Raw genomic sequence first — 14,166 nt, 5'->3', positions numbered from 1 at the left:
GAGCGTGGTCGTGGACACCGCATCCATCGTCCACCCCCTCGACGACGCTTCCCCAGCTATCGACCGAACGACTAAAACCCTCGCGAATGCTAGCACTTGACCCAAAGCGTGAGAACGCCCAGACGACGCTAAAAGCATCGATCGCTTTTCCGGCGATGCAACATTAGGTGACTTGAGGTGGCGGGCGCCGTCCTCCCTCGGCGATCGCCTTGCCATGCTTTGAACAAGCAGCGTACGCTCCGCGGTATTCTATACCGGGGGTGGAGAGCCGCCCTCGATCCATCCAGTGGTTAAGGAACGTTCGTATGGGAAGTCGTTGCCGTGCAGTCTTGGGCCTAGCAGCCGTCGCCGCGCTCGGGGGTTGTGAGACCGACGGGGATATCGGCATCGAGCCAGTGCAGGTGACACGGCCGGTCTTCGCTGCCAAGTACGTAGCCACCGAGGCGCTCACCGACGCCGACCGGCTACAGGCCCCGTACCCGAACGACATCTACTTCGCCGGCAGCGAAGATGGCACCCTGAACCTGCCGCTGTCGCCCCTGACCACCCAAGGTGCGCTGATTCCGCAGGTCAATCGCCTCGACGGCTATCCGCTCACCGCCAACGTCAGCATCCCGATGACGACGGAGACGGACCTCACCAGCATCGTGCCGTTCCTGCCGGACCCCACCACGGGCTTGCCGAGCATCCCCAACCCGAACCTCTTCGTCACTTTCGTCAACGCCGACTTCCCGGGCGGCTTCGCGGCCATCCCGCTGGTGCCGGGCATCACCGATGCGATCGCCGACTACACGGTACGCGTGTCGCCGTCCGTGGACGCCTCGGGCCAGCCGAGCAACATCCTCGAGATCGTGCCCCTGAAGCCGTTCCTGCCGGACACCACCTACGCCATCTACCTGCTCTCGAGCATCACGGACGTCAACGGCTCCGCACTCTCTGCAGACGTTGAGTTCGCCACCATCCGCGACGCTCACTTCGCCGGCGAGGCGGTGGAGAACGCGATCCTGGAAGGCCTGCGCGCCGCCGCCATCGGGCCGCTGCTGGACCAGTCCGCGCTGCTCGGCATCCCGGGCGAGGCGATCGCCATGGCCTTCAGCATGTCGACCATGTCCCTGCGCAACTCGCTGGAAGTGATCGACGAGACTCAGGGCCCCAGCACCGCGGTGCTCGCGCCCTCCGGATTTACCACCGCCGACGTCATCCCCGGCGTCCCCGGCGTGGCCGACATCTTCGTGGGCACGCTGGATGTACCCTACTACCTCGATCCGGCCGACCCCTACGGCTCGACCTGGCAAGGCGCTGGCGGCACGGACCTGAACCGCTTCAACCCGGTGCCGGTGCCGCGCACCACTCTGACCATTCCCGTGCTCGCCACGGCGCCTAATGCCTTCAGTGGTCAAACCAAGCCGGACACGGGTTGGCCCGTGCTGGTGTACCTCTCGGGGGTGAACAGCGATCGCTCGTCCATGCTGGCGCTGTCCGACTCCTTCGCCGCCGCCGGCTACTTCGTGATCGGCATCGATCTGCCCTTGCAGGGCATCATCGATCCGGCCAATCCCCTGTTCCAGGGCCCGGGCAACCCGCTCAATCCCTTCGGCGATAACGAGCGCCACTTCTTCCTCGACCTGTTCAGCAACACCACGTTCGTCCCCGGCGCCGACGGCATCACGGACACGGGCGGGCAGGTGTTCACGATCAGCTTGACGGACCCGCTCACGGCCCGCGACTACGTGCGCCAGACCACCGCCGACTTCACCACCCTGATCCGCACGCTGCCGACGATCGACCTCGACGCGGACGGCGAACCGGATCTCGACACCTCCCGCATCCATCACACGTCGGTGTCCCTGGGTGCCATCGAGAGCGCGACGCTGCTCGCCGTCAACGACGAAATCACCACCTCCACGCTCAGCAGCCCTGGCGGTAACTTCACCCTGTTCCTGACCGACGATGACAGCTTCTTCGGACGCGGCCTGGTGGCGGGCCTCGCCGCCTCCGGCATCATCGAAGGCACCGTGAGCTTCGACTACTACGTGCGCGACTGGCAGCACGGCCTCGACGCCGTCGACGCCCTGAATGGCGCCATCGCCGCCGCCGCGCTGCATCCCCTGCACGTGATCGAGATCCTCAACGACAACACGGTGCCGGATAACTCCACCGACCGCTTCGCTGAGGTGGCCGGCCTGCTGGATGTGTCGATGACGGCGGTGGATGCGGCAGGCGTGCGCGGCATCGTGCGTATGACCGACGGGGGCCACGTGTCCTACCTCGATCCGAACAGCCTCATCACCGACCTCGATACGGGCGAGGTGATTCAAGGGCCGAATCCGCTGGTCACGGTGGAACTGCAGACCCAGGCGGTGACCTTCGCGGTGACCAACGGCACGACGCTGCCGGTGGATCCGGACACGGGCACGGGCTGCGACTGCGTACAGTAGGCCGACTGCCTATCCCTCTTTGCGGCCCGCCGCGCGCGGCGGGCGTGCACCAGGCGAGCCGGCATCACCCGGCTCCCAACCGCCCTCGCGACGCCATCAGCGCCGTCGCCCGCTGCGCGCCACCGTAACGGCCCGCCCAGGTCCTCGTTAGGCACAGGCTAGATGAGTGAGACGCTGACACCGATCGACACGGCCTGGTTGCACATGGAGGATCCGAGCAACCTCATGATGGTGACGGGCGTGCTCACCTTCACCGGCAAGCTCGACCTCGCCACCTTCAAGCACACCTTCTGCGAGCGTCTGCTTCGCTACGAGCGCTTCCGTCAACGCGTGGTGCCGGGGCCGACGCCTCTGCAGCGTCCCCGCTGGCGCACGGATCCGACTCTCGCCGTGGACGCCCACGTGCACGCGATCGCCCTCGACGACCCCCAAGATCACGACGAGCTGATGCGTCTCATCGGCGAACTGGCGAGCACGGGACTCGACTTCGACCGCCCGCTCTGGGAGGTGCACCTCATCGAGGCGTTCCGCGGCGACAGCCTGGCCGTGATGCGTTTCCACCACGCCATCGCAGATGGCTCGGCGATGGTGCGGGTGATGTACGACCTGATGGATCCAACGCCGGACGCCGCGCCGTCCGCGCAGGCCCCGCGCGCCGAGGATCGTCACTCACCCTTGCCAGGCCCTGCGCTGCTCGAGCCCGCCCGACACGCCCTGAAGGTGGGCGGCCAGGTGGCCGACGTGCTCTCGCGCGAACTTCGAGAGAGCCTGCGCCGGCCGGCCCGAGCGCTCGAGATCGGGCAGACCCTGGGCCAGGGCGCCGCCGTGCTCGGCAACGCCCTGGCCATGGCGCCGGATCACGACACGCCCTTCAAGGGCCGGCTGGGCAAGGCCAAGCACGTGGCGATGTCCGCGCCGGTGGCCTTGCAGACGGTCAAGGACATCGGTGCCGCCACGGGCACCAAGGTGAACGATGTACTCCTGAGCGCCATGGCGGGCGCCCTCGGGCACTACCTGACCGAGGAACGCGGCGTCGATGTGGCCAACGCCAGCGTACGTGCGGTGGTCCCGGTGGACCTGCGACGCCACCCGAGCACCAAGCTCGGCAACGAGTTTGGCGTCGTGTTCCTCGCGCTTCCCATCGGCATCGAGAATCCCCTGCAGCGCCTCTACGCCGTCAAGCACGCCATGGACGAGCTCAAGGCCTCCCCCGAACCGTATGTATTCTTCAGCTTATTGAATATATTCGGTATGGCGCCGGACGTGATGGAGACGCAGATCGTCAACCTGTTCGGCAGCAAGGCCACCCTGGTGATGACCAACGTGAAAGGCCCGGCCGAGCCGCTGCGTTTCGCCGGGAGCGCGGTGAAGGACATGACTTTCTGGGTGCCGCAGTCCGGCCGCCTCGGAATGGGCGTATCGATCATGAGCTACGCGGGCTCGGTACGCCTCGGCGTGATCACGGACGCAGGCCTCGTGCCCGACCCGCAGACGATCACCACCCGCTTCACCGAGGAGTTCGCTCGCCTGCGACGTCGCCTCGCCGACTGAGCCACGCCTGCTGCATCGCACGTTCGGCGTTAGCCGGAACGGCGCTTGACCCCCTGTGCCGGCGCCCGCCATCATCGCGCCAGCGTCGGCGCCCGCCAGGTCCGGCCGTGCCCACTCACCGGAAGAGCTCCCCCATGGCAAACTCGTTCACCCTGCAAGGCGTGCTGCTGCGCTTCATCGCCGCCTTCGGCCTCGTCATCGCCACCTACAACCCCACGCCGTACAACTACATCGAGTGGCTGCGAGCGAACCTCACGGCGGGCACGACCGGTCCCGAGCACTGGTTCGTGCTGGTGGTGCTGCTGATCGGATGGGTGATCTTCTTCCGCGCCACCTGGCGCTCCCTAGGGCCCCTCGGGGTGCTGCTCACGGCCGGATTCTTCGGCACCTTCGTCTGGCTACTGGTCGATCGCGGTTTCGTGATGCCGTCCGGGCGCGGCCAGATGATCTGGACAGCGGAGCTGTCCTTGGCTGCGCTGCTGGCGACGGGGCTGTCGTGGTCACACGTGCGGCGGCGTATCACCGGGCAGGTGGATACGGACGATCCCGACAATTAGGGACTGCCCGAGCGCCAGCTGCTCAACACCCCGGGGCTGCCCGCCCTCAAAGCGCGACCTGCGTCTCGGATCGACCGCGGTGCCCGCTCCAAACGAAACCTCGGTGCACGAAGTGTGCCGGTGTTCCTGATCGCGCAACGCAGCGCGTAGACACTACGCAGGTCTCGCAGGAAGATCGGTCATGGCTGAGTACGCAACAATTGACGCACGAATCGATGGCCAGCTCCACGAGCGGCTCGTCGCGGTGCTCTATTCGCAGACTCTGCCTGCCATCACCGGATCGCTGGTGCTGGCGGCAATCGACCTCGCGTACTACTGGTCTCGCCTGCCCATGGCATCGATCGCGGGCTGGCTATCGCTGATCGGGGCGGGACTCAGCTTTCGCTACGGCCTCTTCCTTGCGCGGCGCTTCCACCAACAACGCCTGCCGAGGCTGATGTGGGAGCGGCTCTACGCCGCCTCGACCCTCGTGGCCAGCCTCGGTTGGTGTTTTTTGACCATCGTCAGCACCACACACCTCGATCTCGCCGGCAATCACTTCGCCAACCTGTCCATCGCCGGCCTGGTGGGCGCCTCGGTGGCCTCGCTGGCCGGATCACGGCTGGCCTTCATCTGCTTCGCCGTCCCGTTCATGGTGACGGTGCCCTTCGCTATCAGGCCGTCCAGCTTCGACGAGTGGTGCTACCTATTGCTTTGGTACGCTTACTTCGCAACCCTGCTCAAGAGCAGTCGCGGCGTGCATGCGGCATTGGTGGCAGCGGAGCGATCCCGCCTGGAGAACTCTCGCCTGGTAGGCGAGCTGGAGAAGCTCGCCGATCGCGATCCTCTCACAGGCCTCGCCAACCGACGGGCCCTGGCGGACGCCTTCGAAGCCGCCTGGGCTGGCCGCAGCAGCGGGCAGGTCGGCGTGCTCCTGTGCGATGTCGACCACTTCAAGCAGTACAACGACGCGCTCGGGCATCAGGCCGGAGATGAGTGCTTGCGTCGCCTCGCGGAGCTCTTCGAGGGGCTGACCCACAACCGTGATGCCCTCGCTTGCCGCCTTGGCGGCGAGGAATTCCTCATCCTGTTGCGCGACACCACCCCGGACGGCGCCAAGGCGTTCGCGGAGCGCGTTCGCCAAGCGGTCACGGCGTTGCAGCTGCCTCATCTAAGTTCGCAGACCCAGCCCCACGTCACGGTCAGCATCGGTGTCGCCACCGCCGTGGCCAGCCCCGCGAGCGATCCGGACACGCTGATGGGTGCCGCCGACAAGGCACTCTACGCGGCAAAAGCGGCGGGTCGAGACCGCGTCGTGATGTCCGCCGACAGCTCACCCGCCAGACAGTCCCTAGCCAGCAGTCAGTCCGCCTGAACCCTCATGGCGGGCCCCGGATTCGCCCGTTCGCACTTGCAAATTCACCGATCGGTGAATATGGTCTGCGAATGGCACGCACCAAACAGTACGACGAGGCCGACGCGCGCGCGGGCCTGCTCGCCACCTTCCTGGAGAAGGGCTACGCCGAGGCCTCCTTGGCAGACCTGGAGGCGGGTTCGGGCCTGAACCGGCGACAGATTTACAACGACTTCGGCGACAAGCGGAGCTTACTGCTGCAAGCCATCCAGGACTTCAAGACGGCGGTGGTGGGGCCGATCCTACAGCCGCTAGAGCGGTCGGCCCTGGGCGCGGACGCGATCCGCGGCACCCTGCTGAGCATGGTCGACGGTGCCGACACCGCCGAAGGACGCCTCGGCTGCCTCATGTGCAACACTTCGCGCGAACCCATCGCGGGCGACCCCGACGTCCGCGAGCAGCTCGATAGCTTCTTTCGTCGGGTGGAAGGCGCTTACCGCAAGACGATCCACCGCGCGCTCACCCTCGGCGAACTGCCCCCAGACACCAACTCGCGGACCCTGGCGAGGTTTTTCCTCGGGATCCACGTGAGCGTTTGCGTACTCGGGCGGGGTGGCGCCTCGAAGGCTGTTCTGCGAGACCTCACCAGCGAGGCCCTGGCCAAGCTCGGTTGATTTTTTTTCGCATTTAATTCACTGATCAGTGAAGATTGGAGATGACCATGACGGATGACCACGAGGTGTACTTGATCGCGCAACTCGAGGTGTCGGACCGCGACACCTTCATGCGTGACTACGCGGGGCCCTTGCAGCCGCTGAACGAGAAGCACGGCGCGACCGTGATCGCGGCCTCCGCACAGGCCCAGGTGCTCGAAGGGGAGTACGACCGCAACCTCACGGTGGTGCTCAAGTTCCCGTCGGCTGCCGCCCAGCAAGCGTGGTACGACGACCCCGCCTACCAACCGTTGATCCAGCGCCGCCAGGAACTCACCAATACCGATGGCTCCACGCTGATCGTGGTGCCGGCCGCGCAGGGAGAACCCGCATGAGTCGCCTGGCCCTCGTGAAGGAGACGAGAACACCCGCCTCGACAACGTCCTCGGCATCGACCCAAGCGCGGACGCGAGAGGACGCTCAGCTCGATGACTGGACCTTCGGCGGCAGCTGGCCCTACGCGCCGAAGTGGTTCGAGAGCGGCGACGGGCGCATGCACTACATCGACGAAGGGCCGCGCGATGCCCGCCCGGTGATCCTGGTGCACGGCAACCCCACCTGGAGCTACCTGTACCGACGCTTCATCAACGCGCTGGTGGCGCAGGGCCACCGGGCGATCGCCTTCGACCACCTCGGCTTCGGCCGGTCGGAGAAGCCAGATCATCCTTCCCTGTACGAGATACCGGCACACGGCGCCCGCGCCGAGGCCCTCCTCGAGGCGCTGGACCTGCAAGATGCCACCCTGGTGGTGCAGGACTGGGGCGGCCCGATCGGCCTCACCTGGGCCGCCCGCCATCCCGAACGGGTGCGCAGCCTGGCCATCCTCAACACCTTCTGCCATCGCCCGCAGATGGCGACGGCATTGCCGCTGCCGCTCACCCTCTTCTGCACACCAGGGGTGGGCGAGGTGATGGTCAAGGGCATGAACGCCTTCGTGAAGGTCTTTCTGTTCAAGGCCGGATTGGTGCATCCGCAACGCCTGAGCAAGCAGGACCAGGCTGCCTACCTGGCGCCCCACCCCAACTGGGCCTCGCGCACGTCCATGCTGGTATTCCCGCGGCAGATTCCGAGCGGGCCCCAGGGGAAGGTGAGCGACTACCTCGATGAGATACACCGCGAGCTAGTGCCCGCGTTCAGGCACAAGCCCGTGTTCATCGCGTGGCCGATGAAGGACGTCGCGTTCACGCCCGACATGTTGGACGACTACTGGCTACGCGATTTTCCTGACGCCCAAGTACATCGCATAGACGATGCCGGTCACTACATCCAGGAAGACGCCCATGAGCAGGTCATTCCCAAGCTCCTGCCCTTTCTCACGCTGTAGCCTCACCTAGCGCCCTGGTCGACACTTGGCGCCGCGTGACCTGTGGCACACTACGCCGCCCTCCCCACCTGGCACCCCCATGATCTCCCCCTACCGCTATCGCGATCAGTGGTTCGGCAACGTGCGCGCCGACGTGCTCGCCGGCCTCGTCGTCGCCCTCGCCCTGATCCCCGAAGCCATCGCGTTCTCGATCATCGCGGGGGTAGACCCCAAGATCGGCCTCTACGCCAGCTTCTCGATCGCCGTCATCGTCGCCATCACCGGCGGGCGCCCGGGGATGATCTCGGCGGCCACCGCAGCGACGGCAGTGCTGATGGTGACCTTGGTGAAGGAGCATGGCCTGCAGTACCTGCTCGCCGCGACGGTACTCGCCGGCTTGATCCAGATTGGCGCTGGCCTGCTCAAGGTGGGCACGCTCATGCGCTTCGTCTCGCGCTCGGTGATCACGGGCTTCGTCAACGCCCTCGCCATCCTGATCTTCATCGCGCAGCTACCGGAACTGATCGGTGTGCCGCCGCTCACCTACATCATGGTGGCGGCAGGGCTTGCCATCATCTACCTCTTCCCACGGCTCACCCGCGCGGTGCCGTCCCCCCTCGTGTGCATCCTGGTATTGACGGCCATCACCATCAGTTTGGGACTCGATCTGCGCACCGTCGGCGACATGGGGGAGTTGCCCTCAACGCTGCCCGTCTTCCTCATCCCCGATATCCCCTTCACGCTCGAGACGCTCCAGATCATCCTGCCCTACTCCGCGTCCGTGGCCGCCGTCGGCCTGCTCGAGTCCTTGATGACCGCCACCATCGTGGACGATCTCACCGACACGCGTAGCGATCGCAACCAGGAGTGCATCGGCCAGGGCCTCGCCAACACCGCCACCGGCTTCATCGGCGGCATGGCGGGGTGCGCGATGATCGGCCAGTCGGTGATCAACGTGAAGTCCGGCGGCAGAGGGCGCCTCTCGACCTTCTGCGCGGGCGTGTTCCTACTCTTCATGATCGTGGTGCTGGGCGACTGGGTGGCGCGCATCCCCATGGCCGCCTTGGTGGCGATCATGATCATGGTGTCCATCGGCACCTTCAGTTGGTCGTCCCTGCGCAACCTGCGCAGCCATCCGCGCAGCGCGTCCACCGTGATGCTCGCCACGGTGGCGGGTGTGGTACTGACCCACAACCTCGCCATCGGCGTGCTCCTCGGCGTACTGCTTTCGGGGATCTTCTTCGCCGGCAAGATCGCCCAGATCTTCCGCGTCAGCTCCACGCTCTCGGCGGACGGCACGAAGCGCGTGTACCAGGTGGAAGGTCAGCTATTCTTCGCTTCCTCCGAAGCCTTCACGCGGGCCTTCGATCTTCGCGAAGCACTGGAGAAGGTAGTGATCGATGTGAGCCGGGCGCACATCTGGGATGTCTCCAGCGTAGCCGCCCTCGACCTGATCGTCATGAAGTTCCGCCGCGAGGGCGCGGAGGTGGAGCTGGTGGGCCTCAACGAGGCCTCGGAGACGATCGTCGACAAGCTGGCCCTGCACGACAAACCGGGCGGCGTGGACGCCCTCATGGACACTTGAGGAGCCTCACCCATGTCTAAGCTACTCGCCCTGGTGGACGGCTCGATCTACTCGCGCAGCGTCTGCGAACACGCCGTGTGGATCGCGCAGCGCGCGGGCTTTGCCGTCGATCTACTGCACGTGCTAGCTCGTCGGCGCAATGAAGGCGGCGGCGGTAACCTGAGCGGCAACATCAGCCTCGGCGCCAAGTCCACCCTGCTGAACGAGCTCACCGAACTGGACGGCGAGATGGCCAAGCTGCAGCAAAAGCGCGGTCGCGCCATCCTGGACGACGCCCGCCAGATCCTAAGTGACGCCGGCGTGGATGAAATCACCACCCGCCTGCGCTTCGGCGATATCGTGGAGACCGTCGGCGCCGATGAGGCCACGGCCGACATGGTGTTGATCGGCAAGCGCGGCGAGGATGCGGACTTCGCTTCCACCCACCTCGGCTCCAACCTCGAGCGTATCGTGCGTTCATGCCACAAGCCGGTGATGGTGGCCGCCCGCGCGTTCACGCCCGTCGAGCGCGCGGTCGTGGCCTTCGATGGCGGCGAGAGCGTGATGAAGGCCATCGCTTACATGGAGCAGAGCCCGATCTTCAACGGCGTGGCGTGCGAGCTGCTGTACGTGGGCGAGCCTAACAACGCGATGCGCGAGCACCTCGACGCCACCGTCGCACGGTTGCAGGCCGCAGGACGCGAGGTCAGCACCGCCATCCGCGCCGGCCAGCCGGAACAGGTCATCGCGAGCGCCGTCGACGAGGGTGGTGCCAACCTGCTCGTGATGGGCGCCTACGGCCACTCACGCATACGCACCCTCATCATCGGTTCGACCACCACCACCATGATGCGCTTGTGCCGCGTGCCAGTGCTGCTGTTCCGCTAGGCCCTGCGCCAACCGCCTTTGCTAGCCTGCCCGAGTTCCTGACCGCCTTGCCCGGAGGGGCGATCGCAGCGCAACATCCCTCCACGTTCCACCGCCCGGAGAACTCCTGTACGGTGAGTTGCATCGTCAACGCACTCGCTGGGGGTCGAACGTGGTCGCAGTCAAGAAGGAAACGCATTTCGGGGGTTGTCCGCACGATTGCCCTGACACCTGTTCCATGCTGTTCGAGGTGGAAGACGGCAAGCTCACGGGCGTACGGGGCAATCCGGAGCATCCGCTCACGCGCGGCGGTCTTTGCGTCAAGCTCAAGGACTACGAGAAGCGCCACTACCATCCCGATCGCGTGCTCTACCCGATGCGCCGCGTGGGCGCCAAGGGCGAAGGCAAGTTCGAGCGCATCACCTGGGATGCCGCCCTCGATGAGATCACCGACCGCTGGAAGGCGATCATCGACGAGCATGGCCCCGAGGCGATCCTGCCCTACAGCTATCTCGGCCATCAGGGCCTGGTGCACGGCCTGAACGGCGCCGACGCCTTCTTCAACCGCATGGGCGCCACCGTGTGCGAGCGCACCTTCTGCGGCGAAGGCTCCGCCACCGCCTGGCTGCTCACCCACGGCCCGAGCGGCGGCATGGACCCGGAGAGCTTCATCCACTCGAAGTTCATCGTAATTTGGGCCTGCAACTCCGTCAGCACCAACCTGCACCACTGGCACGTGGTGAAGGACGCGCAGAAGGCCGGCGCCAAGGTGGTGGTGATCGATGCCTATCGCTCGCGCACGGCGAAGGAAGCCGATTGGCACGTGGCGCCCAAGCCGGGCACGGACGGCGCTCTGGCAATGGCCATGCTCAACGTCATCATCGAAGAAGACCTCATCGATAAGGACTACGTGGCCAACTACACGGAGGGCTTCGACGAACTCGCCCAACGCGCCCGTACCCGCACACCGGAGTGGGCCGCCGAGATCACCGGCGTCGACGCCGACACCATCCGCCAGCTCGCCCGCGAGTACGCCAAGACCCAGCCCGCCGCTATTCGCATCGGCGTCGCCCTGGAGCGTCACGCGGGCGGTGGTCAGACCATCCGCGCCGTGTGTTGCCTGGCCGCGATCACCGGCGCCTGGCGCAATGTAGGCGGCGGCATCTACCAGATGCCCGTGTGGGAGCACCCCTACGCCTTCGACGTCATCTGCCGCCCGGACCTGATCCCCGAGGGCACGCGCGTGGTCAACGCCCTGCAGCTCGGCCGCGCGCTAGTGGGCGAGACGCCCCTGGATCCACCAATCAAGTCCTTTATGTGCTGGAACGCCAACCCGGTCACCCAGGCGCCGGAGACGAACAAGATCATCGAGGGCCTGAAGCGCGACGACATGTTCGTGGTGTCCGCCGAGCACTTCATCTCGGACACGGCGGCTTACGCCGACATCCTCCTGCCCGCCGCCATGGGGGCGGAGATGGAGGACATCATCCTCTCCTGGGGCCACAACTACCTCACCTACAACGCCAAGTGCGCCGAGCCGCCGGGGGAGGCCATCCCCAACCAGGAGATCTTCCGTCGCCTGGCCGCACGGATGGGCTACGAGGAAGAGAACTTCAAGTGGTCGGACAGCGAGTGCCTGGAGCACTACATCGACTGGAACTCCCCTGCTTGCGAAGGCATCACCCTCGACCTGCTCCGCGAGCAGGGCTACGCCCACCTCAGCATCGGCGGGCGGGACGATCGCGCGCCCCACGCGCAAGGCAACTTCCCCACGCCCTCGGGCAAGGCGGAGCTAAAGGCCTCAGGGGCGGCGGGCGGTGACTTCGTGGCTGGCCCCTTCCGCCAGATGTACGACCACAAGCAGCCGGGCACGGAGATCGATCCCTTGCCCGACTACGTACCGCCACGCGAGAGCCCGGCCACCAACCCGGAGTTGGCAGCGAAATACCCGTTGAACATCGTGTCGCCGAAGAGCCACGGCTTCTTGAATTCCTGCTACGCCAACCTCGACTGGAAGATCAAAGGCCAGGGCGAGCAGTTCGTGATCATCAACCCGGCCGACGCGTCGAGCCGGGGGATCGCGGACGGCGCGAAGGTCCGCGTATTCAATGACCGTGGCGCCTTCGAAGGCGTGGCGCGGGTGAGCGATGACGTGAACGCGGGGGTGGTGGTGGCCACGCTCGGCTACTGGCGTCAGCTGAACCGGCCGGGCACGGTGAACTCGATCAGCTCGGCCGAGTTCGTGAACATGGGCCACGCACCTACCTTCTCCGATAACCTGGTGCAGGTGGCCGCGGGCTAGTCAACTGCTTAGTGCGGGTCGCCCTCAGCGATCCGCACTCCCTTGCTTGGCCGAGAACACCCTCGGGCGCCGGACCATATAGCGCGCCAGCGAAGGTGGCGCGGCACGAGCGAAGACACCGACCACGCCGCGTCCGTCACGGTTTGATCACTTTGCGCAGGCAGTTGATCCGCGAGACCCTCGTGGTCAGTATGCGCGCATGATGCGCAAAGCCCTCTTGCTCGCCCTCGCGCTTACGGCCCTCGTCGGGTGCGCCACCGTCGTGCGAGGCACGACCGATACGCTTACGGTGACCACCTTCCCTGAAGGCGCAAGGGTGGTCTCGGACATCCCCGTGTCAACTGACGACGCGTCCGCTAGCGCGTCTGGTGGCGTTTACGGTTGCAACCCTACGCCCTGCTCGATCGAGGTGCCCCGGCGTTCGGTCGGTCGCCTCACGGTATCGCTCGAGGGGTACCAAACGATCAGCTACCGAGTCGTCTCCTCCGCCACCACGAGCAACGATGTCGTGCCCCCGGGTACGCTCATCGCCGGCCTGCCGCCGGGCAGCTACGTGGTCGTCGGTACGCCCCAGGGAGGCCAGGTCGGCCTGCGCGGCGCGAGCGGCCTCACGGGCCTCGCCACCTACGGCGCGGGCAGCGTCATCGACGCGGTGAGCGGTGCCAATCTGAACGTGGCCCCGCGATCGGTGACCGTGTTTCTCGCGCCGACCACGGCGGCCACAGGAGGCGAGTCCACCGATGACACGATGCCCGCAGTTCCTTAAGGCCGCGACGCTGCGCGCAGCGCTGCTTGCCGTGCTCCTCACGCAGCTCGCCGCGTGCACCACGGTGAACCGAGGTACGACGGACTATTTCTTCGTCGATACGGTGCCGCAGGGTGCGCAGGTGAGCATCACGCGAACGACCGCCGGGAAGCCCGCCGAGTGTCCGAGCACGCCGTGCGCCATCGCGCGCCCCCGCGCCGACGAGTTTGTCGCCACCATTACCTACGACGGTTATGAGCCTGTGGAGCTGCTGGTGCTGCACAGCACGCAGCGTGCATCCTTGAACGGCACGGTCATCGGCAACACCGTGGTGGGTGGCGGCTTGACCGTCGCCAGCGCCGCGCTCGTCGGAGCCTGGGCGGGCGAGGTGGTGACCTTGGGGTTTGGCGGATCTGGCTTCTCGGGGGCTTTCGCCGCAGCCTCCGTGCCCCTGGCAGGTGGCGTCGTGGCCAGCATGGCGGTCATCGACCTGTCGACGGGGGCGGGGCAGAACCTGTTCCCTAACCCCGTGGTACTGGCGTTGGCGCCGGAGGGAGAAGGCGCGACCGAGTCGATCGATCCTCGCGTGGCGCTATTCGAGGAGCAGCTTGTATTGGAGGCGCGCAAAGACCGCTCCTGTGGGCGATCGGAGGCGCGGTATCGGTCGGAGGCGTGTGTGGAGGCGCGTCGGGCGTTGAGTACCAAGAAGCGCGAGATACGGGAGGCCTCGAAGGCGTTGTTCACGGTGGTGGGGGCGTCGGCGGAGAAGGCAGGCCCCTAGAGGGGCTTACCC

The 14,166-nt window shown here is 66.2% G+C and carries 12 protein-coding genes; all 12 read left to right on the top strand.

Annotation, left to right across the window (positions count from 1 at the left end; translation table 11 throughout):
- Positions 1-305: 305 nt before the first annotated feature.
- The 12 genes from AAF184_02485 to AAF184_02430 all read left to right on the top strand — a co-directional run bounded on the left by AAF184_02485 (position 306) and on the right by AAF184_02430 (position 14,154).
- On the top strand, positions 306-2,438 hold the full coding sequence (locus AAF184_02485; GenBank protein ID MEO0421173.1) for a hypothetical protein: 2,133 nt from the start codon (positions 306-308) through the stop codon (positions 2,436-2,438).
- A 162-nt stretch (positions 2,439-2,600) separates the two neighbouring features.
- Positions 2,601-3,989 carry a wax ester/triacylglycerol synthase family O-acyltransferase gene (locus AAF184_02480; protein ID MEO0421172.1) on the top strand — a complete coding sequence of 463 codons (1,389 nt, stop codon included), beginning with the start codon at positions 2,601-2,603 and terminating at the stop codon, positions 3,987-3,989.
- 134 nt (positions 3,990-4,123) lie between these two features.
- Positions 4,124-4,546 (top strand): DUF6524 family protein, encoded by a 423-nt coding sequence (locus AAF184_02475; protein MEO0421171.1) that lies wholly within the window; start codon positions 4,124-4,126, stop codon positions 4,544-4,546.
- A 181-nt stretch (positions 4,547-4,727) separates the two neighbouring features.
- Positions 4,728-5,900 (top strand): diguanylate cyclase, encoded by a 1,173-nt coding sequence (locus AAF184_02470; GenBank protein MEO0421170.1) that lies wholly within the window; start codon positions 4,728-4,730, stop codon positions 5,898-5,900.
- Positions 5,901-5,971: 71 nt separating this feature from the next.
- Positions 5,972-6,553 (top strand): TetR/AcrR family transcriptional regulator, encoded by a 582-nt coding sequence (locus tag AAF184_02465; protein ID MEO0421169.1) that lies wholly within the window; start codon positions 5,972-5,974, stop codon positions 6,551-6,553.
- 47 nt (positions 6,554-6,600) lie between these two features.
- Positions 6,601-6,927 (top strand): DUF1330 domain-containing protein, encoded by a 327-nt coding sequence (locus tag AAF184_02460; protein MEO0421168.1) that lies wholly within the window; start codon positions 6,601-6,603, stop codon positions 6,925-6,927.
- The gene (locus AAF184_02455) at positions 6,924-7,916 is read left to right on the top strand and encodes an alpha/beta fold hydrolase (protein MEO0421167.1); all 993 of its coding nucleotides are present in this window, start codon (positions 6,924-6,926) and stop codon (positions 7,914-7,916) included. Before AAF184_02460 ends, AAF184_02455 begins: the two co-directional genes overlap by 4 nt.
- 79 nt (positions 7,917-7,995) lie before the next feature.
- On the top strand, positions 7,996-9,480 hold the full coding sequence (locus tag AAF184_02450; protein MEO0421166.1) for a SulP family inorganic anion transporter: 1,485 nt from the start codon (positions 7,996-7,998) through the stop codon (positions 9,478-9,480).
- 12 nt (positions 9,481-9,492) lie between these two features.
- Positions 9,493-10,347 carry a universal stress protein gene (locus AAF184_02445; protein ID MEO0421165.1) on the top strand — a complete coding sequence of 285 codons (855 nt, stop codon included), beginning with the start codon at positions 9,493-9,495 and terminating at the stop codon, positions 10,345-10,347.
- 151 nt (positions 10,348-10,498) lie between these two features.
- A complete protein-coding gene (locus AAF184_02440) occupies positions 10,499-12,628 on the top strand; it encodes a molybdopterin oxidoreductase family protein (GenBank protein MEO0421164.1) in 2,130 nt (709 codons plus the stop codon).
- Positions 12,629-12,827: 199 nt separating this feature from the next.
- Entirely contained in the window at positions 12,828-13,394 is a 567-nt protein-coding gene (locus tag AAF184_02435; GenBank protein MEO0421163.1) for a hypothetical protein, read from the top strand.
- On the top strand, positions 13,369-14,154 hold the full coding sequence (locus AAF184_02430; protein MEO0421162.1) for a hypothetical protein: 786 nt from the start codon (positions 13,369-13,371) through the stop codon (positions 14,152-14,154). The genes AAF184_02435 and AAF184_02430 overlap by 26 nt, the downstream gene beginning before the upstream one ends.
- Positions 14,155-14,166: the final 12 nt, after the last annotated feature.

The sequence above is a fragment of the Pseudomonadota bacterium genome (assembly GCA_039815145.1).
Lineage (GTDB): Bacteria > Pseudomonadota > Gammaproteobacteria > Steroidobacterales > JBCBZW01 > JBCBZW01.
This window is presented reverse-complemented; position numbering and strand designations above follow the sequence as displayed.